At 72.3% G+C, this 26,007-nt stretch carries 26 protein-coding genes, 1 pseudogene and 1 riboswitch; of the genes and pseudogenes, 9 read left to right on the forward strand and 18 right to left on the reverse strand.

All coding sequences use genetic code 11. The features are described from left to right. Positions 1-66: 66 nt before the first annotated feature. Entirely contained in the window at positions 67-1,629 is a 1,563-nt protein-coding gene (locus TOK_RS10345) for a right-handed parallel beta-helix repeat-containing protein (RefSeq protein ID WP_098957571.1), read from the reverse strand. A gap of 266 nt (positions 1,630-1,895) precedes the next feature. Between TOK_RS10345 and TOK_RS33315 the strand changes: the two genes are divergently transcribed. Together TOK_RS33315 and TOK_RS10355 are read left to right on the forward strand one after the other, a co-directional pair. Further along, the gene (locus TOK_RS33315; RefSeq protein ID WP_216361919.1) at positions 1,896-2,084 is read left to right on the forward strand and encodes a hypothetical protein; all 189 of its coding nucleotides are present in this window, start codon (positions 1,896-1,898) and stop codon (positions 2,082-2,084) included. Next, entirely contained in the window at positions 2,081-2,410 is a 330-nt protein-coding gene (locus tag TOK_RS10355) for a hypothetical protein (RefSeq protein WP_098957573.1), read from the forward strand. Before TOK_RS33315 ends, TOK_RS10355 begins: the two co-directional genes overlap by 4 nt. 3 nt (positions 2,411-2,413) lie before the next feature. Here TOK_RS10355 and TOK_RS10360 read toward each other — a convergent pair whose 3' ends face one another. From TOK_RS10360 to TOK_RS10380, 3 genes are all read right to left on the reverse strand, one after another. Further along, positions 2,414-3,181, reverse strand: a complete 768-nt coding sequence (locus TOK_RS10360; protein ID WP_253258294.1) for an enoyl-CoA hydratase-related protein — start codon at positions 3,179-3,181, stop codon at positions 2,414-2,416. 55 nt (positions 3,182-3,236) lie between these two features. Then, the gene (locus TOK_RS35315; RefSeq protein WP_374754877.1) at positions 3,237-3,482 is read right to left on the reverse strand and encodes a hypothetical protein; all 246 of its coding nucleotides are present in this window, start codon (positions 3,480-3,482) and stop codon (positions 3,237-3,239) included. Between the two features lie 341 nt (positions 3,483-3,823). Further along, entirely contained in the window at positions 3,824-4,111 is a 288-nt protein-coding gene (locus TOK_RS10380; protein WP_141566337.1) for a hypothetical protein, read from the reverse strand. 117 nt (positions 4,112-4,228) lie between these two features. Here TOK_RS10380 and TOK_RS10385 point away from each other — a divergent pair, with 117 nt between their 5' ends. The 4 genes from TOK_RS10385 to TOK_RS10400 all read left to right on the forward strand — a co-directional run bounded on the left by TOK_RS10385 (position 4,229) and on the right by TOK_RS10400 (position 9,195). Next, a complete protein-coding gene (locus tag TOK_RS10385; RefSeq protein WP_098957576.1) occupies positions 4,229-6,886 on the forward strand; it encodes a LuxR C-terminal-related transcriptional regulator in 2,658 nt (885 codons plus the stop codon). Positions 6,887-6,977: 91 nt separating this feature from the next. Further along, positions 6,978-7,643, forward strand: coding sequence for a hypothetical protein (locus tag TOK_RS10390; RefSeq protein WP_098957577.1), 666 nt, complete (start codon positions 6,978-6,980; stop codon positions 7,641-7,643). Beyond that, the gene (locus TOK_RS10395) at positions 7,640-8,275 is read left to right on the forward strand and encodes a DUF2306 domain-containing protein (RefSeq protein WP_098957578.1); all 636 of its coding nucleotides are present in this window, start codon (positions 7,640-7,642) and stop codon (positions 8,273-8,275) included. Before TOK_RS10390 ends, TOK_RS10395 begins: the two co-directional genes overlap by 4 nt. Beyond that, on the forward strand, positions 8,272-9,195 hold the full coding sequence (locus TOK_RS10400; RefSeq protein ID WP_253258295.1) for a DUF899 family protein: 924 nt from the start codon (positions 8,272-8,274) through the stop codon (positions 9,193-9,195). The genes TOK_RS10395 and TOK_RS10400 overlap by 4 nt, the downstream gene beginning before the upstream one ends. Before the next feature lie 450 nt (positions 9,196-9,645). Here the strand turns inward: TOK_RS10400 and TOK_RS31615 are convergent, their stop codons facing one another. Next, positions 9,646-9,894: an RNA polymerase subunit sigma-70 gene (locus tag TOK_RS31615; protein ID WP_141566338.1), complete on the reverse strand. Its 249-nt coding sequence runs from the start codon at positions 9,892-9,894 to the stop codon at positions 9,646-9,648. A gap of 97 nt (positions 9,895-9,991) precedes the next feature. Here TOK_RS31615 and TOK_RS10405 point away from each other — a divergent pair, with 97 nt between their 5' ends. Further along, positions 9,992-10,279, forward strand: a complete 288-nt coding sequence (locus TOK_RS10405; RefSeq protein ID WP_141566339.1) for a hypothetical protein — start codon at positions 9,992-9,994, stop codon at positions 10,277-10,279. 31 nt (positions 10,280-10,310) lie between these two features. Here TOK_RS10405 and TOK_RS10410 read toward each other — a convergent pair whose 3' ends face one another. Then, positions 10,311-10,709: a ferredoxin family protein gene (locus TOK_RS10410; protein ID WP_098957580.1), complete on the reverse strand. Its 399-nt coding sequence runs from the start codon at positions 10,707-10,709 to the stop codon at positions 10,311-10,313. Between the two features lie 64 nt (positions 10,710-10,773). Here TOK_RS10410 and TOK_RS10415 point away from each other — a divergent pair, with 64 nt between their 5' ends. Then, positions 10,774-11,361, forward strand: a complete 588-nt coding sequence (locus TOK_RS10415; protein ID WP_098957581.1) for an XRE family transcriptional regulator — start codon at positions 10,774-10,776, stop codon at positions 11,359-11,361. A 33-nt stretch (positions 11,362-11,394) separates the two neighbouring features. Here the strand turns inward: TOK_RS10415 and TOK_RS33320 are convergent, their stop codons facing one another. The 7 genes and pseudogenes from TOK_RS33320 to TOK_RS10445 form a co-directional block, all read right to left on the reverse strand. Beyond that, positions 11,395-11,556 carry a hypothetical protein gene (locus TOK_RS33320; protein WP_216361920.1) on the reverse strand — a complete coding sequence of 54 codons (162 nt, stop codon included), beginning with the start codon at positions 11,554-11,556 and terminating at the stop codon, positions 11,395-11,397. Positions 11,557-11,631: 75 nt separating this feature from the next. Next, positions 11,632-11,823, reverse strand: a pseudogene (locus TOK_RS33325) (class II aldolase/adducin family protein); the annotation flags it as partial. Between the two features lie 246 nt (positions 11,824-12,069). After that, on the reverse strand, positions 12,070-12,720 hold the full coding sequence (locus TOK_RS10425; RefSeq protein WP_216361922.1) for a GntR family transcriptional regulator: 651 nt from the start codon (positions 12,718-12,720) through the stop codon (positions 12,070-12,072). A gap of 493 nt (positions 12,721-13,213) precedes the next feature. Beyond that, positions 13,214-13,933, reverse strand: a complete 720-nt coding sequence (locus TOK_RS10430; RefSeq protein ID WP_098957583.1) for a type 1 glutamine amidotransferase — start codon at positions 13,931-13,933, stop codon at positions 13,214-13,216. Next, complete coding sequence (locus TOK_RS10435) at positions 13,926-14,975, reverse strand: carbon-nitrogen hydrolase family protein (protein WP_098957584.1); 1,050 nt, start codon at positions 14,973-14,975, stop codon at positions 13,926-13,928. The genes TOK_RS10430 and TOK_RS10435 overlap by 8 nt, the downstream gene beginning before the upstream one ends. A gap of 1 nt (position 14,976) precedes the next feature. Beyond that, a complete protein-coding gene (locus TOK_RS10440) occupies positions 14,977-16,410 on the reverse strand; it encodes a glutamine synthetase family protein (RefSeq protein ID WP_098957585.1) in 1,434 nt (477 codons plus the stop codon). 47 nt (positions 16,411-16,457) lie between these two features. Beyond that, the gene (locus tag TOK_RS10445) at positions 16,458-16,943 is read right to left on the reverse strand and encodes a DUF1097 domain-containing protein (protein WP_098957586.1); all 486 of its coding nucleotides are present in this window, start codon (positions 16,941-16,943) and stop codon (positions 16,458-16,460) included. Positions 16,944-17,471: 528 nt separating this feature from the next. Here TOK_RS10445 and TOK_RS10450 point away from each other — a divergent pair. Further along, entirely contained in the window at positions 17,472-18,173 is a 702-nt protein-coding gene (locus tag TOK_RS10450; RefSeq protein WP_253258297.1) for a FadR/GntR family transcriptional regulator, read from the forward strand. Between the two features lie 80 nt (positions 18,174-18,253). Here the strand turns inward: TOK_RS10450 and TOK_RS10455 are convergent, their stop codons facing one another. From TOK_RS10455 to gcvP, 5 genes are read right to left on the reverse strand one after another with little or no spacing between them, the layout of a single operon-like run. Then, a complete protein-coding gene (locus TOK_RS10455) occupies positions 18,254-19,633 on the reverse strand; it encodes an L-serine ammonia-lyase (RefSeq protein WP_098957588.1) in 1,380 nt (459 codons plus the stop codon). Positions 19,634-19,637: 4 nt separating this feature from the next. Beyond that, a complete protein-coding gene (gene glyA / locus TOK_RS10460) occupies positions 19,638-20,930 on the reverse strand; it encodes a serine hydroxymethyltransferase (protein WP_098957589.1) in 1,293 nt (430 codons plus the stop codon). A 5-nt stretch (positions 20,931-20,935) separates the two neighbouring features. Beyond that, a complete protein-coding gene (gcvH, locus tag TOK_RS10465; RefSeq protein ID WP_098957590.1) occupies positions 20,936-21,334 on the reverse strand; it encodes a glycine cleavage system protein GcvH in 399 nt (132 codons plus the stop codon). A 31-nt stretch (positions 21,335-21,365) separates the two neighbouring features. Then, on the reverse strand, positions 21,366-22,478 hold the full coding sequence (gene gcvT / locus TOK_RS10470; protein ID WP_098957591.1) for a glycine cleavage system aminomethyltransferase GcvT: 1,113 nt from the start codon (positions 22,476-22,478) through the stop codon (positions 21,366-21,368). Next, positions 22,475-25,324, reverse strand: coding sequence for an aminomethyl-transferring glycine dehydrogenase (gene gcvP / locus TOK_RS10475; protein WP_098957592.1), 2,850 nt, complete (start codon positions 25,322-25,324; stop codon positions 22,475-22,477). The genes gcvT and gcvP overlap by 4 nt, the downstream gene beginning before the upstream one ends. Before the next feature lie 47 nt (positions 25,325-25,371). Then, a riboswitch (glycine riboswitch) is annotated at positions 25,372-25,476 on the reverse strand. Between the last annotated feature and the right edge of the window lie 531 nt (positions 25,477-26,007).

Raw genomic sequence — 26,007 nt, forward strand, 5'->3', positions numbered from 1 at the left:
GTCGGATCCCATCCTGCGACGGCGCCCGGCATTCGGCTTGCGCGAGGGCGCGGAGTCGGCCGAACGTCACTCCACGGTCTGGTACGCCCCGATGTCGGGCTTCTCGGCCGGCCGGGGGGCGCCGGCGATGTCGGCGGGCGGCGCCCCGTCGGCCGAACCGGCCGCGGTACCCGGGGTGCCCGGCTTGAGGTGGAAGTCCCCGGCCGGCTGGTCGACGAACTCGGGCACGCCGGTCACCTGGTCGGTGCCGACGCCCGCCGCGGCGAACAGGTTGTGGTCGGCGGTCAACGCCGTCCCCGGGCGGCCCTTGACGTCCTGCTCGTTGCCCGCGAAGAGGTTGTTGCGCAGGATGTTCGTGCCGCTCAGCCGGGTGTTGCCGAGGACCAGGCCCGCCGTCTCGTTGCCGACGATCGTGTTGTTGAGGATCCGGACGTCGGAGAAGGTGCCGTCGGACTCGGTGAAGAAGCCGATCCCGCCGCCGTTGTTGCCGGTCACGACGTTGTTGACGATGTCGATGTTGGCCAGCCGGCGCGTGTCGGAGTAGTCCTCGACACCCAGCATGATCCCGGTCTTGCCGGGGCCGCTGGCGCCGGAGACCTTGTTGTCGGACACCACGATGTCGTGCGCGGAGTCGATGTAGATGTTCGGGCCGCGGTTGTCGCTCGCGGTGTTGCCGTGGATGCGGCCGTTGCGGGCCTCGTACTTCGCGTCGATGCCCTCCTCGCCGTTGCCCGTCACCGTGCAGCCGACGATCTCGAACCCGTCGACGTTGTCCATGCTGATGGCCTCCATCTCGGCGTCGGTGCCGATGGAGTTGTTGCCGTGGACGTCGGCGTACTGGACGGTGATCGCCGACCCGTTGAGGAAGACGACGCCGCCGTGGCGGGAGTCGGCCACCTCGACCTTGTCGAGCACGATGTTCGAGGTGTTCTCGGCGTAGATGCCGAAGCGGTTCGCCTTCTGCACCGAGAGGCCCGCGATCCGGACGTACGAGCGCTCGGACAGGTCGATCCGGCCCTTGTCGCTGCCGTCGCCGCCGTTGATCTCGACGGCGCCGCCCGGCGCGCCCTGGTAGGTGATCCACTGGCCGTCGGTGCCGCTCGTCGGGACCCGGAAGCCCTCGTAGGAGCCGGGCTGGATCAGCACGGTGTCACCGGGCTTCGCCTGCGCGGCGGCGTCGGCGATGCTGCGGAACTGCTTCGACCCGTCGGCAGCGACATCGAGGGTCCTCCCGGTCCCGGCGGGGGCCGGGCCGACGCCTGACGGCACGGCGACCGGCGCGTTGCCGGCGGGCTGCGACGACGAGGTCGTCGTCGGCGAGAGCACCCACCACAGCACGCCCGCGACGAGGACGACGACGAGCGCGATCGCGCCGGGCACCAGCCACCGCGGGCGCCGCGGGGCCGCGGCGGCGACCACCTGTGTGGTCCGGGTGCCGCCGGGCGGATCGCCGGCCGGCATGGCCTGGGTGGCCTGCGGCGGCGGCGCGCCGGGGCCCGTCCGCGGCGGCATGATCGCCTGCGTGGCGTCGGCTCCGGGCCCGGGCCCGGCCGCTGCGGCCGGGAGGACGGCGGGGATCGGCTGGGTGTCGTCGACCTGCCGCCGCGGTGTCGGTGTCGGGGACGTCATCCGCGGGTCCTCGTCGTCATGCCGTCAGTCTCCCGGCCACTCGGTTAACCGACGGCAAAAAGCCGCAGTCGGTGCCGCCGAACGGTCCCCGGGCGCGGCCGACGTGCTGCTCGGCCCGTGTTCGTCGGTGCCGCCGGCTCCTGTGGCGGCACCGAGCGCGGCACCCGCCGCTCCCCCGTGTGGAAGGTCCTCGCCGAGGTCGCGCACCTCACCGGCCTGGTCGCCCTGACGGACGCCTCGGCCTCGTACCCACCTACGGATGGTTCGTGCTGGTCACGCTCGTCCTGGTGCTGGCCGTCGTGGTCGCGGGCGCGCTCAACCAGCGCTCGTCGTCTCGTTCGTCGCGACGGTCGAGGTCGGGAACCGCCTCGGCCGGCGCGAACCGGGCGGCCTGGCGGAGGCGGGCCGACCCACGCCTCGTATCCGGACAAATCCTCACTATCCTGGCGGCGTGACCCTCCGTACGCCCGCCCGGCGCGCATCCCTCGGCCTCGTCGGCGTCGCCCTCGCGCTGGTCCTCTCGGGCTGCGGGGGCGGATCGTCGACGACCGACTGTGGCCTGAACGGCTGCACGATCGCATTCCCCCGCAGCGGCGAGGCAGCGGTGTCGGTGCTCGGCATCGAGGCCGAGCTCGTCGGGGTGCAGAACGACGTCGCCGAGATCGTGGTCGCCGGCCAGCGCGTCCGGGTGCCGGTCGGCGCCGAGACCGAGGCGGGCGGGTTCACCGTCGGTGTCGAGAGCGTGACCGCGTCCGAGGTCGTCGTCCGCGTCCGCCCCTGACCCTCAGCGCCCCGTCCAGCGGGGCTCGCGCTTGTCCAGGAACGCTGCGACGCCCTCGGCCTTGTCCTCGGAGCCGTCGATGACGACCCCGGCGACGGCGGTCGCGCGCCAGCCCCGCTCGTCGGACTCGGACACGACGGCGTCGACGGCCCGCAGGGTCGCGCGGACGGCGACGGGCGAGTTGGCACACACCTGTTCGGCCAGCGCCACCGCGGCGTCCTCGGCCTCGCCGTCGTCGACCAGCTCTCCGACCAGACCCAGGTCGTAGGCGCGCTGCGCATCGAGCGGCCGCCCCGTCAACAGCATCTGCTTGGCGACGGTCAGCGGCAGCGGGCGGTGCGTCCGGAACAGGGCGCCACAGTTGGCGACGAGGCCACGTGCCACCTCGGGCAGCGCGAACCGGGCCGACCGCGCGGCCACCACCATGTCGCAGGCCAGCACGATCTCGAACCCGCCGCCGTAGGCCGCCCCCTCGACGGCGGCCACCAGCGGGGTCGACCGCACGCGGCGGACGACGCCGTAGTTGCCCCCACGCGGCGTCGGCTCCCCGGCGCGGGTGGCCAGGTCGGTTCCGGCGCAGAACGTCCCGGGCCCCCCGGACAGGACGCCGCACCAGAGGTCCGGGTCGTCCTCGAGCTCATTGAGGGCCGCGTCGAGAGCGGCGGTCATCGCGGCGTCGACTGCGTTGCGCTTGGCGGGGCGCTCCATCCGGATCAGCAGGACGTGTCCGCGGCGCTCGGTCGTCACACGGTGCTCGGTCGACGTGCTCACCGGGCCACCCTGACAGACGCGACCCCGCCCGTCTGTCGTCGACGCCACACGGTCGTCACGAACCTGGCACGGTCCCGTCCGGCGAGGGCTCGGCCCTGACCCCGCTCAAGGCGAGCCTGCCGGTCCACCCGAACATCCAGGCGCCCGGGAACCCCGCCGCGGTAGCGGTGGCGCCCAACGCCGCGCGGCGCACGACCTCGACGCCCGTGATCTCCGGGTCGCTCGCGCCGCGGACTACGGCGTCGAGCAGCTCCGCGGTAGCGGACGACGGCGTGTGATGGACGATCATCAGCCGCGCCATACCCCGGATGGTGCCACCGGCTCCGCCGACTCGACCTCGGGCTGCAGGACGCGGTGAACCGGCTGGCGCCTCGCCGCCACCGTCCGCGGCGACGCCCCGGACGGGCTGCTCGACGGCCACCACGACGACCGGCACCCCGTCGCGACACGGGTGCTCGTCAGCAACCCGGCAACCCGCGACCACGACGTCGCCGTGCGCACCATCGCGCAGCACCTGGCGCGCACCGCGTTCACCGCGATGGCCGACGTCGCCCCCACCCTCGACGCCGCCGCACCCGCGCCGCGCTCAACCTGCTGCTGCGCAACGGTTGAGCGGCGGCGCGATGGGTCCGCGCGGTCGGCTCAGCCCCAGCTGAAGTGGGTGGGGCCCGTGGGGATGCCGGGGATGGGCTCGTTGTTGCCGCCCAGGTTGATCCGCACCGCGCTGACCCAGCCCTGGCCGACGGGCGTGTCGAGCAGGACCCACCAGAAGTTGGTGTTCTCGCCCTCGGTGACCTGCTCGCCCGCACACTGGCCGATGGCGTTGTAGTCGCCCGCGTCGATCGCGCCGAGGATGTTGTCCGGGTTGCCCTTCGTGCTACCGCCCCGGCGGACGTTGGTGCCGTTCTTGAACACGGGAACTGCTGCCACGGTCTCCCCCTGACGTCGGTGTCGAGGTCAGTCTGGACCGCGATGCGGCGCAGCGGATCGGCCGGACGGGCTGATCTCTCCACTTCGGATTCCCCGCCCCGCGGCTATCCTCGCCCGATGCCGGTGCCCGGGACGAAGGTCCGCGTCCCGGCACCGCGGCGTCGTCTCGTCCCCCGCCCGCGCCTGCTCGACGACGTCCGGCGCGGCTCGCCGCGGCTGGTCCTCGTCTCGGCCCCGGCCGGCTTCGGCAAGACCACGATGCTCACGCAGTGGCTGACCTCGGACGGGATCGACGTCGCAGCGGTCGCGTGGCTGTCGCTCGACACGTCCGACGACGACCTGCGACGGTTCCTCACCGCGGTCGTCGCCGCGCTGCGGCGCGTGGCCCCTGACCTGGGTGCGGCGACGCTCGCGCTCATGGACAGCGGCCGTCCCGCCGTGGTCGAGACGCTCGCGGCCGCGCTCGTCGACGACCTCGACCGGCTTCCCGGCGCGACCGTGCTGGCCCTCGACGACTACCACGTCGTCGACGACCCCGGGGTGCACGAGTGCGTCGCCTACCTGCTCGACCACCTTCCGGCAGGGGTCACGCTGGCGATCGCGACCCGTGCCGACCCACCACTGCCGCTGCCCCGGCTGCGCGTCCGCGACGAGCTGGTCGAGCTGCGCGCCGCGGACCTGCGCTTCACCCCTCCGGAGGCCGCCGAGTTCCTCACCGGCGTGATGGGGCTGCCCCTCACCGACGCGCACGTCGCCGCCCTCGGCGCCCGAACCGAGGGGTGGGCGGCCGGGCTGCAGCTGGCGGCGCTGACGGTGCACGGCCAGGACGACGTCGACGGGTTCGTCGACGACTTCGCGGGCAGTCACCGGTTCGTCCTCGACTACCTCGTCGAGGAGGTGCTGCGCCGTCGGCCCGACGACGTCCGCGACTTCCTGCTGGCGACGTCGGTGCTCGCGCAGCTCACCGGCCCGCTGTGCGACGCGCTGACCGGCCGCGACGACGGCGCCGCGACCCTGGAGACCCTGGACCGCGACAACGTGTTCGTCGTGCCGCTCGATGGGCGACGCACCTGGTACCGCTACCACCACCTGTTCGGCGAGGCACTGCGCGCGCGCCTGACGGCCGGGTCGCCCGACCGGGTCCCGTCGCTGCACCGCGCCGCGGCCCGCTGGCACGCCGCCCACGGTGAGCTCACCGACGCCGTCGGCCACGCCGTCGCCGGCGGCGACGCCGGCCTGGCAGCCGACCTGGTCGAGCTGGGCCTGCCGGAGCTGCGCCGCAACCGCGAGGACCGCACCCTGCGCGACTGGCTGCGCGCGCTGCCCGACGAGCAGGTCCGCGCGCGGGCCCTGCTCGGCACCGCGGCGGCGTGGACGCGGCTGTCGGAGGGCGACCTCGACGGCGTCGACGACCGGCTCGACGCCGCGGAGGCGGCCCTGGCGCGGCCGGCGGCGGCCATCGACGGTGATCCCGCGCGGGTCGCCGCCCGCGCCGACGAGCTCCGGGCCCTGCCGGCGACGGTCGCGATCTACCGGGCGTCGGTGGCGCAGGCCCGCGGCGACGTCGCCGGGACCCTCGCCCACGCCCGCAGCGCCCTCGACCTCGCCGGCCCGCACGACCACCTGGCCCGTGGGGGCGCCGCCGGGTTCCTCGGCCTGGCCGCGTGGGCCGACGGCGACATGGCGACGGCCGTCGACACCTTCTCCGACGCCGTCCGCAGCCTCGCCGCGGCCGGGAACCTCGCCGACGAGCTGGGTGCGACCGTCGTGCTCGCCGAGATGCGGCGGGCGCGGGGCCGGCCGGTGCAGGCCCGTCACCTGCTGGAACGGGCGCTCGCCACCGCACGGGCCCACGCCACACCGTTGACGACGACCGGTGACCTGCACGTCGCGCTGGCCGATGTGCTGCGTGAGCAGGACGATCTCCCCGCCGCCGACGAGCACCTGCGGGCCGCGCGGGAGCTGGGCGAGGGCGCGTCGCTGCTGGAGAACCGGCATCGCTGGTTCACCACGGCGGCGGGGCTGGCGCGGGCCCGCGGCGACCTCGACGACGCGTTGCGGCTGCTCGACGAGGCCGCGCCGCTGTACCTGCCGGGCTTCTTCCCGGACATACGCCCGATCGCGTCGGTGCGGGCCAGGGTGCTGATCGCGGCGGGCCGGCTCGACGAGGCACGGGAGTCGTTGCGCGAGCGCGGGATCGCCGTCCCCGACGAGCCGTCCCACCTGGCCGAGTTCGACCAGCTCACCCTCGTGCGGCTGCGTTTGGCGGAGCACCGCGAGAACGGACACCTCGGCGACGAGGTCACCGACATCCTCGACCGCATCGAGACCGACGCCCGTCGCGGCCACCGGGACGCGAGCATCGTGGAGGTCCGGCTGCTCCGCGCGCTCGTCCACGAGGCCCAGGGCCGTGGGGCCGACGCCGACGCCGAGCTCGTCGCCGCCCTCGGCCTCGGCGTCCCGGCCGGGTTCGCGCGGCTGTTCCTCGACGAGGGCCCACCGCTGGCCGGCCTGCTCGACCGTGCCGCCGCCCAGTCGGAGCACGCTGCACACCTGTTGCCGCACACGACATCTCAGGTCGTCGACGTGCTCAGCGCCCGCGAGCGCGACGTGCTGCGGCTGCTCGCCACCGACCTCACCGGCCCCGAGATCGCGCGGAGCCTGTACGTCACCGTCAACACGCTGCGCACCCACACCAAGAGCATCTTCACCAAGCTCGACGTGAACACCCGCAGGGCCGCGGTCCGGCGCGCGGGCGAACGCGGCCTGCTCTGACGCTCGCCGGGCGCGCTCACATCGTCGTGTGATGTGCGCTCACCACATCGGTTCCTAGCGTCAGCGCCACACCGCAACCCGAGGAGCCGACATGACCGTCACCGCCATCGCCCTCACCCGGGCCGCGGGCCTCGCCGCCGCGGCGTCGGGCCTGCTGTTCGGGTTCGTGCAGTTCATCCACCCCGTCGAGACCGTCGCTGCCGTGGGCACGACCGCATGGGCCGTCGTCCACCACCTGACGCTGCTCATGGCGGTCCTCGGCCTCGCCGGTATGACGGGCGTCTACCTGCGGCAGGTGCGACAGGCCGGCGTCACCGGCCTCGTCGGGTACCTGGCGTTCAGCGGCTTCTACCTGGTGACGATCGCCTACACGTTCGTCGAGGCGTTCGTGCTGCCCGAGCTGGCCGCGGACGCGCCCCGGATCGTCGACGAGATCCTGGCCATCCCGCTCGGCGGCGACACCGGTGGCCTCGGTGCGGTCGCCGCGCTCGGCACGGTCTCGTTCGCGCTCTACCTGGGCGGCGGTGTCCTGCTCGGCATCGCGCTGTTCCGGGCGCGGGTCCTGGCCCGCTGGGCGTCACTGCTGCTGGCGGTCGCGCCCGTCCTCACGCTGGCGGGCTCGTTCGTCCCGCACTCGGTGATCCGGCTCGCCGCCGTCCCCATGGGCGTCGCGCTGATCGGCCTCGGAGTCTCGTTGTGGCACAACGCCGGCCGGACCGTTGCGGCGGTGCCGACCGACGCGGTTCTCGCGCGATGACCAGCCCCACCCGGGCATGGCCGGCACCCGCCGCGCTGGTGGCGCTCGGCACGATCCCGCTGGTCGCGGGCGGGCTGCGACTGCTGCAGCTCGCCGGCGGGCCCGCAGTCGTCGCCGCCGACCCCCGCTTCGACGCGGGTCCCCTGCCCGTCGTGGCGCACATCGTCGGCGCAGCGGTGTTCGTCCTCGCCGGCGCCGCGCAGTTCGTCCCCGCGCTGCGCCGCCGCGGATGGCACCGGCGTGCGGGCCGGGTCGTGGTCCTCGCGGGGCTGGTCGTCGCCGCGTCGGCGCTGTGGCTGACGCTGTTCACCCCCGCGAAGGCCGGCACCGGCGACATCCTGTTCGTGCTGCGGCTCGCCCTCGGCTCGGCGCAGGCCGCGACGCTCGTGCTCGGGGTCGCCGCCGCCCACCGCCGCGACCTCGCCGCGCACGGGGCATGGATGATCCGCGCCTACGCGATCGCGCTGGCCGCGGGGACCCAGACGGTGACGATCGGTGTCGGGTACGCGCTGTTCGGTACCGGGGTGCTCGTCACCGACCTCGCCAACGGCGCCGGCTGGGTGCTGAACCTGGCCGTCGCGGAGTGGATCGTCCGCCGACGCGGCGTCACCCCCGCAGGGGCGCGGAGGTGAGCGCCGTCTACGAGCTCCGGCTCCGCGGCCACCTCGACGACCACTGGTCGCCCCGGCTCGACGGGCTCGCGCTGCTCCGCCACCCCGACGGCACCTCCACCCTGACCGGCGCGCTGGCCGACCAGGCGCGGCTGCACGGGGTGCTCGCCGCGGTCCGCGACATCGGGGCGCCGCTGCTGTCCCTGCGGATCGTGGACCACGTCGATACCGTCGAGTCCCGCGCCGAGCCGAAGGAGTCCGCGAGCATGGCCGAGCCACCCGTCGTCGACGTCGAGACCTGGCGCCGTGAGCTCGCCGATCTGCGGGCCCGGGAGAAGGCCGCCACGAAGGAGCTCGATGCCATCGCGGCGCAGCGTCGCCGGCTCCCGATGGTGCGGATGCCCGAGTACACCCTCGTCGGCGCGGACGGCCCGGTCCGGCTCGTCGACGTCTTCGCCGGGCGCTCGCAGCTCATCGTCTACAACCACATGTGGGAGCCCGGCGCCGAGTGGCAGTGCGGCGGCTGCACCAGCTTCACCTCGTCGTTCACCCGGCTCGGCTTCCTCGACAACTACGACGCCCGCTTCGTCGTCGTCACCCAGGGCCCCATCGACGACGCACTGGCCTACGCGCAGCGCGTCGGCAACACGATGGACTGGTACTCGACGGCCGACAGCACGTTCGGCTCCGACGTCGACGCCCCACCCGGCGGGGGCTTCGCGATCAACATCTTCCTGCGTCACGGCGACGACGTCCACCGGACCTGGTACACCAGCGGCCGCGGCGTCGAGCAGCTGACGTACACGTTCACGCTGGCCGACGTCCTGCCCTTCGGCCGCCAGGAGGAGTGGCAGGACTCCCCCGACGGCCGGCCGCAGTCGCCCGCCTACAGCGGCTGGCTCGACTCCCCCGACATCGCGCGGCTCTACGGGCGGGGCTGACCCGGGCACCGCGCGGTCCGCACACACCGGGCGCGGGCGTGTCCGCGAACCATGCCGGTTCGGCTGTACCCGCAGAGCAGAATCGGCATCTGGTGTGGCCCGGGTCATGGCGCATGAGCAGCGCAGCGAGCTCGGCGCGCCCGTCGGCGGCCAGGACTGCGACCGACCCTCGCCGGCACCACCCTGGAGTGGCACGACTTCTTCCTCTACGGCACCGCCGCGGCCCTGATTCTCGACGAGCAGGCTGCTCGCGGCGGCCGAGGCCGTCGAACACCGCCTGGGGCAGCAGTGCCGGGTTGCGCAGCGACGCGAGCTCGACGACGCGCACCCCGTCGGCGAACCCCGGCGCAGCTCCCGGAGCTCGCCCGGCGGCCGACGAACTCGGGCACGTCCCGCCGACGACCGGCGCGGCGTGGAGCCGGTGGATCTCGCTCCGCCCGCCGGCGGTGGTCAGCTCTCGACGGCGGCGCGGCGGGTGGTGAAGCGCTGCTGCACGCTCTGCTTGGACGTGCCGTAGACCTCGCCTATGTCGATCCAGCGCAGCCCGGCGGCGCGTGCGTCGTCGACGACCTCGCGCTCGACCTGCTCGGCCAGCTGCCGGAGCGTCCGCGCCGCAGCGAGCCGGACGAGATCGTCGCTGGAGCTCTCCAGCTCGTCGACAGCCTCCCTGACGTGCGCGAACACCTTCTTCTTGGTCAAACCGGTCAACCCTCTCTTGACTGCGCCACGGTCAATGCTACCTTGACGAAGATGACCAAGGGATGACATCCGGCCGGACCGCAAGGAGGTGTCGATCATGCTTGCCGACACTCACACCCCCGCGACCGGCGCGCTGCGCTGGGCCGCGCACGCCGTCGACAACGCCATCGGCGCCCTCCGCGCCGAACCCGGGTCGGTCGCCGTCGCCGATGCGCTCCGCCGGGCGGACACCGCGGTCGCCGCGCTCCCTGCCGGTCTCGTCTCCACGATCCTCAACCGCCTGCTCGACACGGCCTGGGACTGTCACCGGGCCGGGGCCGACTCCTCGGCCCGGCTCGTCGCACAACGCGGTGCGGCGGCGCGCGCGATGCGCCTCGCGAGCTGACACCCCACGGTGATCGGCCGCGGCGCGGTGGTCAGCGCCGCACCCGCCAGGTGCAACGCTGTGCCGGGTACGCCGCGAACGGCGTCGGCCGACCGTAGCCGGCTCGTCGACCGGGCGGGTGCCGCAGAAGTTCCGCGATCTCCGGCGGGTCCGTATTCAGCGGACCACGGTCCGTATTGCGACCGACCGCGCCAATCCTGCGCAAGAACTTCTCGGCCACTGGAGCGAGGTGCACCTCGTCGGTCGGCTGGTCGTCGATGTGGAAGATCGCGTTCTGGGGGCACGAGGGCTCGCATGCACCGCAGTCGATGCACTCGTCCGGATTGACGTACGTCATGCGTCCACCCAGGTAGATGCAGTCCACCGGGCACTGGTGCAGGCAGCTGCGATCCAGGCTGTCGAGACAGGCCGTCGTGACGACGAACGGCATTCTGTGTGTCTCCTCGGAGTGCAGGTCGCGCCGACCAGAGGGCCGGCCGTGATATTCACAGCGTGTGAATGCGAGTTTCGGAGCGCGCCTGCGGCTGCGCCGGCACCAGGCAAGGCTGAGCCTCGAGTCCCTGGCGACGCTCAGCGGCGTGTCTCGGGCAACCCTGTCGAAGATCGAGCGCGGCGAGCGCAACCCGAGCCTCTCCTCGGCAGCACGGATCGCCGACGCGCTGCAGGTTCCGCTGGCCACGATGCTGTCGGTCGCGGGTGCGTCGTCCGAGGTCCAGGTGGTCAGGGGCGACGGCGCGGTCAGCCTGGTCGACGAGGAGACGGGCGCGATCCGCGAGTCGGTGCTCCCCGTCGTCGAGGGCGTGGAGATCGTGCGGTACACGCTGCCGCCCCACTGTTCGGCGGGACCGTTCCACCCCCATTCGCCGGGCGCGAAGGAGGTGTTCATCGTCCTCGAGGGGGAGATCGAGGTGCGGTCGGGCACGCACCGGATCGATCTCCGGTCGGGCGACGTGGCGATGGTCCCGGGCGACCTGAGCCACCAGCTGAACAACCTCGGCGACGTGACGACGCGGGTGATGCTGGTACTCGTCCGTCCCGGTGCGCCGGGTGAGGACGACCAGGAGCTCGCCGAGGAGAAGTGACCCCGGCCCGGATCACCGGCCGGACCCACCTGTTCAGCGGGGGTTCTCGGTCGAGAACCCGGGCTCCTCTTCCTGGATGATGTCGGCGAGCATCTCGAAGCTGTGCCGCGCCTGGTTGGCGTTGCCGAACTGGCGGTGGGCCGGCTCGGCCTCCTCGTCGGACATGATCCGCGGGGTGCCGGCGGTCTCGGCCATCAGCTGCGTCCGGCACGCGCGGTCCATCGTGATGAACCACCAGACTGCTTCCTCGAGCGGGCGGCTCAGCGAGGCCTACGCACGACCGTGCAGCGTGTGCGCGTGCGCGACGCCGGCGATGTCGGGCCGGGCGTGGTGGATCGCGGCGTGGATCGCGAAGGCGGTCTTGTTGGTCCGCTTCTTGCCGCCGACGACCTTGCCGTCGCCGTCCAGCAGCAGGTCGCTGACCTTCATGCGCGAGAAGTGCACGCCGTACGGGTTGACCCAGGGCGCTCCCGGCGAAGACGTGGTCGAGCGTCCCGCGCTCGGCGATGCGCACGACGTCGAGAATCACGGTCGGATCGAGGGGACCCGGGTTCGTGGCCGCCGGAAGTCGCCAGGCGCCGAGACCCCATCCCGTTCCGCAAGCAGCCGGCGGACGAGCGGAACGACCGAGCGCGCGACGACCCACAGGGGGCGTACTACAACGAGTACAGAGAGCGGGCGACGGTCATCGGAAATGTGGCCTGCGCGTCACTCTCGCTCGTGCAGAAGTGTCCGGACACGCAGATCCCGCATTCGGATCAAGTGTGTGGACATTATGGCGCGGGCAGTATCGGCGTCACGCCGGCGGATCGCTTCGACCAGCTCGGCGTGCTCCCCGATGCTGCGCTCGGGGGGCTCCCCGAGGGACCGGTCCGGCGTGGAGATCGTCAGCAGGTCGTCGAGATCCGCGAGCAGCGCACCGATCAGCCCGTTGCGCGCCGCCGACCGGATCGCCAGATGGAACAGGGCGTTGGTCCGGATCCGGGCCGCGTCGTCGGTCTCCGCCGTGGAGGACGCGTGCAGGCTCGCCAGCAGCTGCAGGTCGAACTCCCCACGGCGCTCGGCCGCGAGCGCGGCGGCAGTGGCCTCCAGCGCGATCCGCGCGTCGTAGATCTCGAGGATCTCCTCCGGCGTCCGCCTGCGGACGACGAACCCGCGCGTCGTCCGCTCGATCAGCCGGTCCTGCGCGAGCCGGACGAGCGCCTCGCGGACCGGCGTCCTGGACACGCCGTACACCTCGGACATCGCCGTCTCGTGCAGCACGGTACCCGGTGGGAACCGGCCGCCGAGCAGATCGGCCTTCATCCGGTTGTAGTGAGTGTCCCCGGGCAGCGTCACCCGGCCGCCGTTCACCGTCATGAGCACTCCCCCTCCACCGGATCCACGGCCCCCCGGCGGGCGCGTACCGGTCCGGACGTTAGCCCACCCACCCGGGGTCGCCGCGAGGTCGTCCGGGGACGAGGGCGTGCGCGCCGGCCCGGTCGCCGGACCGGGGCGGGCACATCCCCGCCGGTCAGCGGCCCGCGCCCAGATGCGCACGGCCGGCGCGATCATGGGCCGAGATCGCCGGCCGGCACCGGCAGGCACTCGGCACGCAGGCCTACGACCGCTTCGTGGCCGATCCGGGCGGCGTCGTCGAGCGGCAGCGGGCGGCGATGCGGGGGGGGTCTGCGGCGGGCGGCGGAGACCGGGACCGACGGCACCCGCGGCCGGCCGGACATGCAAGGGCCCGGCGTCCCGGGTGCACGGGTTCTCGAGCGGGAGGTCCTCGTCGTCACCCGGGAGCCGGGCAGACGGGTGGTGCCGGCCTTGGTCGGGGGCCGGCACCACCCGGCTCATGCGTGTCGCGCTCCTATGCCCCCAGGAAGAACCGGGAGTAGAGGCGGTGCGCCGCCGCGATCGCCTCGGGCAGCTGCGTCGCGGTGTCCGCGAGCAGGTCGGCCCGCTCCCCGCCGGCCTCGGCGAGCAGCTTCAGCCGACGGTCACTGTCCATCCACTGGACCAGCTGAGTCTCGGTCACCTCGGGGTGGAACTGCACACCGAGGTGCCCGTCCCGGCGGAACGCCTGGACACAGCTCCCCCGCGAGACGATCGTCGCCGAGCCCGGCGCGGTGATCTCGTCACCGTGCCACTCGAACCAGGTCGAGTCGACGAGCTCGGCGTAGTCGTCGTCGGCCGGGTCGACGGACGGCGAGATCGGGATCCAGCCCCGCTCGATCGTCGACGCCTTCTGCACGTTCCCCCCGAACAGGATCGCCAGCAGCTGCGCGCCGAAGCAGATCCCGAACACCGGGGTGCCCAGCGCCATCGTCTCGCGGACGAAGTCCTTCTCCGCCGCGAGCCACGGGATGGTGTCGTCGTAGGCGGCCTCCCGGCTGCCCAGGACGACGAGCGCCCGGAAGCGTGCCGGTGCTGGCAGCGTGTCGGTCGACGCGTCGACCAGCTCCCACGGCAGCCCGTTGTCGGTCAGCCACTCGCCGAGGTTGCCCGGGCCGGCGTCGTCCTGGTGCTGGACGACCAGGATCGTGTCCTCGGCCGCCCGGCTGTCGGGGGCCGCTGCACTGTCACTCACTGATTGCCTCGGAGGTGCTCGAGTCGGTGAACGCGACCGCTTCCCGACGGGTGCGGTCGACGGTGACGCCGAAGACGTCCGGCCTGCTGTAGTGGCCGGTCGGGTCGAAGGTCAGGCGCGCCTGGGCCACGGCGCGGAGGTCGAGGTCGGCGACGATCAGGCCTTCCTCTCCCTTGACGGGCTCGACGAGCCATGTCCCGTCGGGTGCCGCGATGCCCGACCCACCGTCGAACGGCATCGGCGACGAGTTCGCGTGCAGCTCGTCGAACAGCGGGAAGTCGTCGGGGACGTCGTCCATGGTCAGGATGCCGGACGCCGAAATGGCGAACACCCGGCCTTCCTGCGCCGTGAAGCGGGTGATGTCGGCGCTGACCGAGCTCGCGCCCGGCCACGTCCCGAAATGCACCTGCTCGCCGTCGGCGTAGAGGGCGTGCCGCGCCTGCGGCATCCAGTTCTCCCAGCAGTTGAGGCCACCGACGCGGGCCGCGCCGACGGTGTGGGTCCGCAGACCGTTCCCGTCGCCCTGGGCCCACACGAGGCGCTCGTCGTAGGTCGGGACCAGCTTGCGGTGGTGACCGACGAGCCCGTCGCCGGGCTTGATGGCCAGGAGCGTGCAGTAGGTCGACCCGCTGGCCGGGCCACGTCCACGTTCGGTGACACCGACGTAGAGGGTCAGGCCGAGATCGGTCGCGAGTGCCTCGAGCTCGCGCTGCTCCGGTCCACCGACCTCGATCGCCGAGTCGAGATAGTAGGCGTAGCACTGCTTCTGCGCGACGTCCTCGAAGTTGGCGCCGTGCGTGCGGGTGAGCCAGAAGGGATAGCCCGAGAGGTAGGTCTCGGGGAAGGCGAGCACCTGAGCCCCCGCGGAGGCGGCCACGTGGGCCGCCTCCGCGAGACGCTTCATGCGCGCGCCGACGTCGAGCCACCGTCCGCCGAGCTGGGCGGCCGCGACCGTCAGGGTCGATCGCGGGTCCGGGTCCGAGAGACGAGAGGCTGCCAGGACCCGAAGTCCCGGCACCCCCGCGCCGGCGTCGTCGATCACGTCAGTAGACCTCGAAGTACTCGCGCTGCTCCCAGTCGGTCACCGCGGCGTTGAAGCGCTTGACCTCGCTGCCCTTGACCGTCGAGAGGTACTCGACGAAGGGGTCACCGAGCTCGGAGCGCAGCAGGCTGCTCTTCTTGAAGAGCTCGATCGACTCCTCGAGGGAGCCCGGCAGGCGCTCGGCCTCGACCTGGTACGGCTCGTCGGCCGAGGGGCCCGGGTCGAGCTTGTTGCGCAGACCGTCGCGGCCCGAGATGACCTGGGAGGCCAGGTACAGGTACGGGTTCGCGGCCGGCTCGCCGACGCGGTTCTCCAGGTGGGTGTTCGAGTCGCCACGACCACCGGCGACGCGGATCAGCGCGCCGCGGTTCTCCTCGGCCCACGCGATGCGGTCCGGGGCGAACGAGTCCGGCAGGTAGCGCTTGTAGCCGTTGACGGTCGGGGTGCTGAGCACCGAGCAGGAACGCGCGTGCTCGAGCAGGCCGGCCATCCAGTGGCGGCCGGTGTCGGAGAGGACCTCGTCGGCGGTGCCGGCGAAGGCGTTCTCGACCTCGGTGTTGCCCAGGGACTGGTGCAGGTGCCAACCGCTCGAGAACGCGTTCGGCAGGGCCGGGCGGGACATGAAGGTGGCGTGGTGGCCGTTGCGGCGGCAGAGCTGTTTGATGGCGCTGCGCAGCAGGATCGCCGAGTCGGCGGCCTGCAGACCCTCCATCACCTCGAAGGTGAACTCGGTTTGGCCGGGGCCCCACTCGTCCTCGACGGTCGCGAGCGGCAGGCCGAGGGCCACCACGTTGTCGCGCAGGATGTCGAGGATCGGGGTGATCTCGTCACCACGGTTCTCGGTCAGGTACTGGAAGCCGTGGGAGACGGCGGAGACCTGGGGCGGGTCCGGCGGGTAGCCGCTCTGCTCGAACGACAGGCGCGGGTCCTCGAGCTTGGTGATGTAGAACTCGAGCTCGATGCCGGCGACGAAGTTCCAGCCCTCGTCCTTCAGCTGCGAGAGCTGCGACTGCAGGATGCCGCGGGTGTCGAAGGGGACGACCTCACCCGAACGGTAGTGCAGGTTGCACAGCACCCAGCCGGTCTTGTCGAGCCACGGGAGGATCCGGAAGGTGCCCGGGTCCGGGACGAGCACGCCGTCGGGGAGACCGGTCATGCGCGGGTCGCCGAAGCCGTCGGCCGCGAACGGCGGCACGGCCGGGTTGTTCGTGGTGTCGAAGATCAGCGTGGCGGTCTGGAAGTCCTTGCCGTTGCGCAGGACCGACAGGAAGTGCCCGGCCTCGAGCGTCTTGCCGCGCAGGATGCCGTGCTGGTCACCCCAGGCGACGCGGACCTGGCGCAGACCCTGCTCCGTGACCTGGGCCGCGATCTTGTCGGCCTGGTCCTGCTGCTCAGCACTCCACAGTCCGTGGCGCTGGATGAAGGTGGAACCCATCGACTACTCCTCATAGGTCAGGTGTTCAGACCAATTCCAACAGCAGATCAGGCGTTGGCCACCGACGCGTCCGAGGACTCCGCGGCCTTGCCGGCGCCGGTGATCAGGCCCGCGGACCACTCGGAGACGAACCCGAGTACGAGGCCGACCACGATGCAGATGACCGTGGAACGGACGTCGATCGACGTGCCGAACAGGCACGCGGCACCCATGAAGGTACCCGGGATGAACGACAGGGGCGACCATCCGGCCTGGACGCACATGACGAACGCGGCGATCGCGACCGCAATGGGCAGCGCACCCGCCCAGGCACCGACCAGCCCGGCCAGCGTCACTGCGAGCCACGCCCACAGCACACCCGACAGACTGGCGGCACCCATCTTGAGGAACCCGCCGACCTTGCCGCCGGCGGCGAAGAACCCGGCCCAGATGATCACGGCGACCCACGGGGGGAGGCCGACCAGGCCGCTCACATAGACCCAGAGCCCAACCAGGACACCGATCGTCAGACCGAGAGCCGCTAGAGCGCGCACGTCAATCTCCTCGCTGTTGTCGTCGTGCAGAGGGGGCGGAGCTCAACCACCGCACGCTTGGTGCGGTCATCTGGTGGTCAGACCAGTTTGGTGACGGCGACCCCATGTGTCAACCGTCTCATCACCTGCGAGCTGCTTGTCACCCAGCGAAACATGACAGCGTTTCGCCAGCACGGTGTGCCCGGCTCCACATTCCACTTCCCTTGCTGCACAACGGCTATTGCGACGCGAACCCACATGTCCGGCCGGAGTGCCGGCACCCCGCGGACCCAAAGTCGGAACTCCGCGTCGCGTTCTCCCCCGACGCATTCGGCGGCACCCCCGTACGCCCGGTCGGACCTGGCACGCGACATCCACCGACCCGCCGCCCGGCCTCCTGCCCGTCCACCGCGTCTCTGCGGATCGGGCGACCTGCCCGGCGGGGTAGGATCGGTCCAGTCGATCACCTGGGGATCGCGCGAGGCGCATCGTCGTCGTGGGGGTGTCATGAGTCAGGACCACCGACAGGCGATCTCCCCCATCCGTCCGGTGGACCGCAGGCCGCTGTACGAGCAGGTGAGCGACCGGCTCCGCGAGTTCATCGACGTCAACCAGCTGCAGCCGGGCGACCGCCTGATGACCGAGCGCGACCTCGCCCGCCAGCTCGCGGTCGGCAGGTCGTCCATCCGCGAGGCCATCACCGCACTGCGGGCCCGCGGCGAGGTCGAGGTGCGCCACGGCGACGGGATATACCTCGTGCGCCGCCCCGAGGACCTCATCCCCTCACTCGCGGCCGAGCTCGTCGAGACCCACATCGACCATCCGGCCATCTGGGAGACGCGACAGGCGCTCGAGACCCAGTGCGCCCGGCTCGCCGCGCACCGTGCCACCGAGGCCGACCTGAAGAACCTGGCCTCGTCCCTCGAGGACATGGAACGCGAGATCGACGCAGGCGAGGCCGGCCTGGTCGGCGACCGGCGCTTCCACGTCGGGGTGGCCACGGCGTCGCACAACCCGATCCTGATCAGCCTGCTGGAGAGCATGCGCCAGGCGCTCGACCGGACGTCGGCGACGTCGCTGACGCGCAGCGGCCAGCCGGCCACCTCGCTCGCCGACCACCGCCGCATCTACGACGCGATCCGCGCGGGCGACGCCCCCACCGCGGCCGACGCGATGCTCTCCCACCTGGTGAGCACCACCGACTCGCTCGTGATGGAAGGCGCCGTCAAGGAGCTCGGCCACCGCCGCTGACCGTCAGGCTGCACGTGAGCTCCACCCGGGCGGGTGGGACGTCGCCGCCCGGGCGGGTCAGAACCTGTCGTCCCGGCCTGTCAGCACTCGATGACGTTCACCGGGATGGTGAGCGCCAGGCCGCCACGGGACGTCTCCTTGTACTTGTCGCTCATGTCCCGACCGGTCTCACGCATCGTCGTGATGACCTGGTCGAGCGAGACACGATGACGACCGCTGCCCCGCAGTGCCATCCGCGCCGCGTTGACCGCCTTGCCCGCCGAGATCGCGTTGCGCTCGATGCACGGGATCTGGACGAGACCCCCGATCGGGTCGCACGTCAGGCCGAGGCTGTGTTCCATCGCGATCTCGGCCGCGTTCTCGACCTGCGCCGGAGTGCCGCCGAGAACCTGCGCGAGACCGGCCGCCGCCATCGACGACGCCGAACCGACCTCGCCCTGACAGCCCACCTCAGCACCCGAGATCGACGCCAGCTCCTTGTACAGCGACCCGATCGCACCGGCGGTGAGCAGGAAGCTCACGGCCGTCTCGTCCGGGTCACAGAGACCCATCGGGGTGTAGTGCGTCGCGTAGTGCATGACCGCCGGGATGATTCCCGCCGCACCGTTGGTCGGTGCCGTGACGATCCGCCCACCCGCGGCGTTCTCCTCGTTCACCGCCATCGCTACCAGGTTGACCCAGTCGAGCGCGAACCCGGGGTCGCGCTCGGGGTCCTCGACCCGCAGCCGCTCGTACCACTCGCGCGCCCGGCGCCTCACCGACAGGCCGCCCGGGAGCTCGCCCTCCTCGGTGATGCCGCGGCCAACGCAGTCCCACATGACGTCACGGATCTCGAGCAGGCCCTTGCGCACCTCGTCCTCGGAACGCGTGGTGCGCTCGAACTCGAGCATGACGTCGCAGATCGACGATCCGGACTCGACGCAACACTCGAGCAGCTCCGCCGCCGTCCCGAACGGGCCGGTGGACCCGCCGTCGTCCGAGCCGTCGCCCTCGCCCTTCTCGTGGACGAACCCGCCGCCGACCGAGAAATAGGTCTTCTCGCGCAGGGTCGTGCCCGCACCGTCCCGGACCCTGAGGGTCATCCCGTTGGGGTGTTCGGGCAGGACGGTACGGGGCCGCAGCACGATGTCGTCGATCCGCTGCGGCACCTCCCGGACGCCGCCGAGCCGGATCCGGCCCGTGTCGGCGATCTCCGCGGTGCGGGTCTGCACCGTCTCCCCGGTCACGACGTGGGGGTGCCGGCCCTCGAGGCCCAGCAGGACGGCGGGAAGCGTGCCGTGCCCGGCGCCGGTCGCGGCGAGGGACCCGTAGAGGATCACCTCGAGCTCCACGACCTCGTCGAGCACACCGTCCGCACCAAGCTCCTCGGCGAACCGGGCGCCTGCCCGCATCGGACCCACCGTGTGCGAGCTCGACGGTCCGATGCCGATCGAGAACAGGTCGAACACGCTCACAGTCATCGGGTCACCCCAGGCCGGGGTAGAGCGGATGGTTGCGGGCCAGCGCCCGGACCTCGTCGCGCAGCCCGGCGATCGCCGGGTCGTCGGCCGGGAGGTCGGCCGGCAGCAGCAGGGCGCGCGCGATCACGTCGGCGACCGCGGTGAACGCCTCGGCCCCGAACCCACGGGTGGCGAGCGCGGCCGTACCGATCCGCAGACCCGAGGTCACCATCGGCGGCCGCGGGTCGAACGGCACCGCGTTGCGGTTCACGGTGATGTCGACGGCCGCGAGCCGGTCCTCGGCCTGGCGGCCGTCCATACCGTCGGCACCCAGGTTCACCAGGACGAGGTGGACGTCGGTACCGCCGGAGACGACGCTGATGCCCGCCCCCGCCACGTCGGCGTCGCCCAGCCGGTCGGCGAGGATGCGCGCGCCCTCGAGCGTGCGCCGCTGCCGGTCGGCGAACTCGGGCTGCGCCGCCATCTTGAACGCGGCCGCCTTGCCCGCGATGACGTGCTCGAGCGGCCCGCCCTGCTGGCCGGGGAACACCGCCGAGTTGATCTTCTTGGCGAGTGCGGCGTCGTTGGTGAGGATGATGCCGCCGCGCGGGCCGCCGAGGGTCTTGTGCGTCGTCGACGTCGTGACGTGCGCGTGCGGCACCGGCGACGGGTGCAGCCCGGTGGCCACCAGGCCCGCGAAGTGCGCCATGTCGACCATCAGGTACGCGCCGACCTCGTCGGCGATCTCGCGGAACCGGGCGAAGTCCAGATGCCGCGGGTAGGCCGACCAGCCGGCGATGATCAGCTGGGGCTGGTTCTCCTTGGCGAGCCGCGCGACCTCGTCCATGTCGACGCGCGAGTCCTCGGGCGAGACCTCGTATGCGGCGACCTTGTAGAGCAGGCCCGAGAAGTTGATCCGCATGCCGTGCGTGAGGTGCCCGCCATGGGCCAGCGAGAGGCCCAGGATCGTGTCGCCCGGCTTGATCAGCGCCTGCATCGCCGCGGCGTTCGCCTGCGCACCGGAGTGCGGCTGCACGTTGGCGAACTCCGCACCGAACAGCGCCTTGATGCGGTCGAGGGCGAGCGTCTCGATCTCGTCGACGAACTCGCAGCCGCCGTAGTACCGGCGGCCCGGGTAACCCTCGGCGTACTTGTTGGTGAGGACCGACCCCTGCGCCTGCATGACCGAGAGCGGCGCGTGGTTCTCCGACGCGATCATCTCCAGCCCGTCCTGCTGGCGGGAGAGCTCGCGGCCGATCAGCGCCGCGACCTCGGGGTCGAAGGTGGCGAGGGACTGGTCGAGGACACCTTCCGACATGTCTGTCACCCCTCGTTCTCGGCGCGGTACGCGGCCGCGTCGAGGACCTTGCCGAGCGAGGAGACCTCGACGGTGAACAGCCAGCCCTCGCCGTACGGGTCCTCGCCCACGAGGGCAGGGTTGTCGGTGAGCGCCTCGTTGATCGAGACGACGGTGCCGTTCGCAGGGCTGACCAGCTCGGAGACGGACTTGGTCGACTCGATCTCGCCACAGGCGTCGCCCGCGGTCAGCGCGGCGCCCACGGCCGGGAGGTCGACGAACACGATCTCGCCCAGTGCCTCGGTCGCGACGGACGACAGCCCGACGCGGACCTCGCCGGCGGGTGCTTCGGCACCCGGCTCGACGGCGATCCACTCGTGGTCGGAGGTGTAGCTGAGGTTCTCGGGGATGTCGGGGGAAGTCATCGGTGGTCCTCTCGGGACTGACGCCGGATGGTCAGGCGCGCTTGTAGAAGGGCAGGGCGGTGACGGTGTAGTCCTGTGCGCGGCCGCGGACGTCGACCCGCAGCGCGGTCCCCGCCTCGGACAGCCCACGGTCGACGTAGGCCAGTGCGATCGGCACGCCCAGCGTCGGGGACAGCACACCGGAGGTGACGGTGCCGACGACCGCGTCGTCCGGGCCGAGCACCGAGGCCTCGGCGCGGCCGGCACGGCGGCCGGTGCCGGTGAGGCCGACGAGGAGCTGGGGCGGCTCGTTCTCGGCGAGCGCGGCGAGGGCGTCGCGACCCACGAACTCCTTGTCCAGGGCCACGACGCGGCGCAGCCCGGCGGAGAAGGGGTTGGTCTCCGAGGTCAGCTCGTGGCCGTACAGAGCCATCCCGGCCTCCAGCCGCAGGGTGTCGCGGCAGGCGAGGCCGGCGGGGCTCAGCTCGTGCTGCTCCCCCGCGGCGAGCAGGACGTTCCACAGCTCCGCGGCCCGGTCGTGGGGGACGTAGAGCTCGAAACCGTCCTCACCGGTGTAGCCGGTGCGGGCCAGCAGCACGTCCATGCCGGCGATCGTCGCGGGCTCCGACGCGTAGTAGCGCAGGCCCTCGAGGATCGACGCGATGCCGGGCTCGGCGCTGCGCAGCACGTCCGGCGAGCGTGGCCCCTGCACGGCGATCAGGGCGGTGTCCGCCGACCGGTCGGTGACCACGACGTCGAAACCCTCGGCGCGGGCGATCAGCTCGGCCGCGTCCTGCGCCGCATTGGACGCGTTGACGACCACGAGGAACCGGTCCTCGGCGAGGCGGTAGACGACGAGGTCGTCGAGCACGCCGCCGTCGGGGGCGCACAGCAGCGAGTACTTCGCGCGGCCCACCTTGACCTTGGACAGCGCGCCGGCCAGCGCGTGGTCGAGGGCCTCGGCGGCCTGCGGGCCCGCGAACTCGACCTCGCCCATGTGCGACAGGTCGAACAGGCCCGCGGAGTTGCGGACGGCGTGGTGCTCGGCGAGGTCGCTGTCGTAGCGGACCGGCATCCGCCAGCCGGCGAAGTCGGTGAACGTCGCGCCGAGGCGCTCGTGTTCGGCGTCGAGCGGGGTACGGACGAGCTCGTCGGCCGTGGTCATGACGTCTCCTGGAGAGCCGGGGCGGCGAACGCTTCGGGGGGCGGGCAGGAGCAGACGAGGTTGCGGTCGCCCTTGGCGCCGTCGATGCGGCCGATGGGCGGCCAGTACTTCGCCCGGCGCAGCTCCGGCACCGGGAAGGCGGCCTGCTCACGCGTGTACGGGTGGGTCCACTCGTCGACCAGCAGCACGTCGGCGGTGTGCGGCGCGTTGCGCAGCGGGCTGTCCGCCAGCGGCCACGTGCCGTCGCCGACGCGGTCGATCTCGCCCTTGATGGCGATCATCGCGTCGATGAAGCGGTCGATCTCGGCGAGCGACTCCGACTCCGTCGGCTCGACCATGAGCGTGCCCGCGACGGGGAACGACAGGGTCGGGGCGTGGAAGCCGTAGTCGATCAGGCGCTTGGCGACGTCCTCGGCCGTGACGCCGGTCTGCTTCGTGATCGCGCGCAGGTCCAGGATGCACTCGTGCGCGACCAGCCCGCCCGGGCCGGTGTAGAGGACGGGGAAGTGCTCGTCGAGCCGGCGGGCGAGGTAGTTGGCCGACAGCACGGCCGCCGCGGTGGCCCTGGTCAGGCCGTCCGGGCCCATCATCGCGATGTAGGCGTAGGTGATCGGCAGGATGCCGGCCGAGCCGTACGCCGCGGCCGAGACCGGAGCGCCCTTGGGGTCGAGCGGGTCGCCGGGCAGGAACGGCGCCAGGTGCGACCGGACCGCGACCGGGCCGACGCCGGGGCCACCGCCACCGTGCGGGATGCAGAACGTCTTGTGCAGGTTCAGGTGCGAGACGTCGCCGCCGAACTCGCCCGGCTTGGCCAGCCCGACGAGCGCGTTGAGGTTGGCGCCGTCGATGTAGACCTGGCCGCCCTCGGCGTGGACGAGTTCGCAGACGGTGCGGACGTCTGTCTCGTAGACACCGTGCGTCGACGGGTAGGTCAGCATGATCGCCGCGACGCGGCCGCTGTCGGCCTCGAGCTTGGCGCGCAGGTCGTCGAGGGAGATGCTGCCGTCGGGCGCGGTGGCCACGACGACGACGCTCATCCCCGCGAGGACGGCGGACGCCGCGTTGGTGCCGTGCGCCGACGACGGGATGACGCAGACGGTGCGCTGGTCGTCGCCACGGCTGCGGTGGTAGTCCCGGATGGCGAGCAGACCGGCCAGCTCACCCTGCGAGCCGGCGTTGGGCTGCAACGACACCTTGTCGTAGCCGGTGATCTCCGCGAGCCAGCTCTCCAGCGTGTCGGTGAGCTCGGCGTAGCCGCGGGTCTGGTCGGCGGGGGCGAACGGGTGCAGCGAGGCGAAGCCGGGCTTGCTGATCGGCTCCATCTCGGCGGTCGCGTTCAGCTTCATCGTGCAGGAGCCGAGCGGGATCATCGTGCGGTCGAGCGCGAGGTCGCGGTCGGACAGCAGCCGCAGGTAGCGCAGCATCGACGTCTCGGAGCGGTGCGCCGAGAAGACCGGGTGCGACAGGTACGGGCTGGTGCGCACGAGACCGGCGGGCAGGACGCTCGCCGGCGCCCCGTCGGCCGGGGTGGCACCGAACGCGGCGAGGACACGGGCGACGATGTCCTCTGTGGTGACCTCGTCGCAGGCGACGGCGACCTGGTCGGAGTCGACCTGGCGCAGGTTGATGCCGTCCGCGGCCGCGGCCTGGAGCACCGCGGCGGCGCGCCCTGGCACCCGGGCGACGACGGTGTCGAAGAACTCGCCGTGCACGACGTCGACACCCGCGGCACGCAGCCCGGCCGCGAGGCCGGCCGCGTGGGCGTGGACGCGCTCGGCGATCTCGCGCAGGCCGTCGGGGCCGTGGTACACGGCGTACATGGAGGCGACGTTGGCGAGCAGGGCCTGGGCCGTGCAGATGTTGCTCGTCGCCTTCTCGCGGCGGATGTGCTGCTCACGGGTCTGCAGCGCGAGACGGTAGCCGGGGCGGCCCGCGGCGTCCTGCGAGACGCCGACGAGGCGACCGGGAAGCATCCGCTCCAGTCCGCTACGGACGGACATGTAGCCGGCGTGCGGGCCGCCGAAGAACAGCGGGACGCCGAAGCGCTGCGTCGAGCCCACCGCGATGTCCGCGCCGAGCTGGCCGGGCGGGGTCAGCACGGTCAGCGACAGCAGATCGGCCGAGACGGTGACGAGCGCGTCACGCGCCCGCGCGGCGGCGATGACCGGCCGCAGGTCGCGGACGACACCGGAGGCCCCGGGGGCCTGCAGGACGATGCCGAACAGGTCGCCCTCGCCGAGGGACGTGACGGCGTCGGGCGCCGCGAAGTCGACGACGTCGATCGGGAGGCCCAGCGGCTCGGCCCGGCGGTGCAGCACGGCGAGGGTCTGCGGCAGCGTCTCGGAGTCGACGACGACGCGGGCACCGGCCGGGGCCTTCTTGTTCGCCCGCGCCATCAGCAGCACGGCCTCGACGACGGCGGTGGCCTCGTCGAGCAGCGACGCGCCGGCGACCGGGAGGGCCGTCAGGTCCTCGATCATCGTCTGGAAGTTCAGCAGCGCCTCGAGGCGGCCCTGGGAGATCTCCGGCTGGTAGGGCGTGTACGCCGTGTACCAGGCGGGCGACTCCAACATGTTGCGGCGCAACACCGGCGGCGTGATCGTGTCGGAGTAGCCCAGACCGATCATCTGCACCATCGTGCGGTTGCGGCCGGCGATGCCGTCGAGCGTGGCGAGCGCGTCCTGCTCGCTCAGCGCGGGCGGCAGGTTCAGCGACTCGGCGGCACGGATGCCCTGCGGCACAGCCGCATCGATGAGGGAGGCCAGGTCGGCGTGGCCGACGACCCCGAGCATCTTCTGCTCGGCGTCTGGGTCCGGACCGATGTGACGGTCGGCGAAGATCGACATACGCTCACTCCGAGGTCAGGGGGACAGATGGCACCTGTCGTGCACCGTCTCCCCGCTCTGTCTACGGACCTGAGAGATTTCGCGGGAGTGACCCACTTGCCCCGTCGGTGGTTCACCCGGAGAACCGGAGAACGCTTTCCAGAGTTGCCTCGTCACAGCGGTACGGCAGCCTGAGAGTTTTCCGGGGAGGATTGCTCCTACGGCTCTGGAATGAACCAGATCTCCCGCTGAGATTCGAGCAGCGTATGCAGTTGTGTGGCGCACACTATACGCACACCGGACGGGACGTCGGCAAGGGTCCACCGGCCTCCGGACGGCACGGCCTCCGGACGGCACGGCCTGCGCGGCCGCCGGGACCCGCGGAGCCGTGCTACCGTCGCCGCGCACGTCACGCATCGGGTGATTCGCCGCGGCCCTTCCCGGCGGGGCACCGTGGATGTCAGGGGAATGGCACCTCCCCGGTCGACGAGCGCTTTCGCGCACTCGTGCGCGTCCTCGACTCCGTCGGTACCCGGCACCGGGGGTACCGCGCCTCGCCATGGGCTCTGCCCACGCACGCGTCGCCGCGTTCCCGGCCGCCTCCTCGACGACGCCGGACTCGCGACCCCGAACCGTCCCTGGAGACCGTCGTGACGATCGCACCGGAAGGTCGCAAGATGCTCCGCCTGGAGGTCCGCAACAGC

It is taken from the genome of Pseudonocardia sp. N23 (assembly GCF_002583555.1).
Taxonomy (GTDB): Bacteria; Actinomycetota; Actinomycetes; order Mycobacteriales; family Pseudonocardiaceae; genus Pseudonocardia.

Coding starts and splice junctions, on each gene's coding strand:
- TOK_RS35315 (WP_374754877.1), bottom strand. CDS start 3,482: ATGGCGCGGCTGATGATCGTCCATCACACGCCGTCGTCCGCTACCGCG.
- TOK_RS10345 (WP_098957571.1), bottom strand. CDS start 1,629: ATGACGTCCCCGACACCGACACCGCGGCGGCAGGTCGACGACACCCAG.
- gcvH (WP_098957590.1), bottom strand. CDS start 21,334: ATGACTTCCCCCGACATCCCCGAGAACCTCAGCTACACCTCCGACCAC.
- TOK_RS33320 (WP_216361920.1), bottom strand. CDS start 11,556: ATGGCCGAGACCGCCGGCACCCCGCGGATCATGTCCGACGAGGAGGCC.
- TOK_RS10395 (WP_098957578.1), top strand. CDS start 7,640: ATGACCAGCCCCACCCGGGCATGGCCGGCACCCGCCGCGCTGGTGGCG.
- TOK_RS10410 (WP_098957580.1), bottom strand. CDS start 10,709: ATGCCGTTCGTCGTCACGACGGCCTGTCTCGACAGCCTGGATCGCAGC.
- TOK_RS10405 (WP_141566339.1), top strand. CDS start 9,992: ATGCTTGCCGACACTCACACCCCCGCGACCGGCGCGCTGCGCTGGGCC.
- TOK_RS10385 (WP_098957576.1), top strand. CDS start 4,229: ATGCCGGTGCCCGGGACGAAGGTCCGCGTCCCGGCACCGCGGCGTCGT.
- TOK_RS10390 (WP_098957577.1), top strand. CDS start 6,978: ATGACCGTCACCGCCATCGCCCTCACCCGGGCCGCGGGCCTCGCCGCC.
- TOK_RS10455 (WP_098957588.1), bottom strand. CDS start 19,633: ATGACTGTGAGCGTGTTCGACCTGTTCTCGATCGGCATCGGACCGTCG.
- TOK_RS10425 (WP_216361922.1), bottom strand. CDS start 12,720: ATGACGGTGAACGGCGGCCGGGTGACGCTGCCCGGGGACACTCACTAC.
- gcvT (WP_098957591.1), bottom strand. CDS start 22,478: ATGACCACGGCCGACGAGCTCGTCCGTACCCCGCTCGACGCCGAACAC.
- TOK_RS10440 (WP_098957585.1), bottom strand. CDS start 16,410: ATGGGTTCCACCTTCATCCAGCGCCACGGACTGTGGAGTGCTGAGCAG.
- gcvP (WP_098957592.1), bottom strand. CDS start 25,324: ATGTCGATCTTCGCCGACCGTCACATCGGTCCGGACCCAGACGCCGAG.
- glyA (WP_098957589.1), bottom strand. CDS start 20,930: ATGTCGGAAGGTGTCCTCGACCAGTCCCTCGCCACCTTCGACCCCGAG.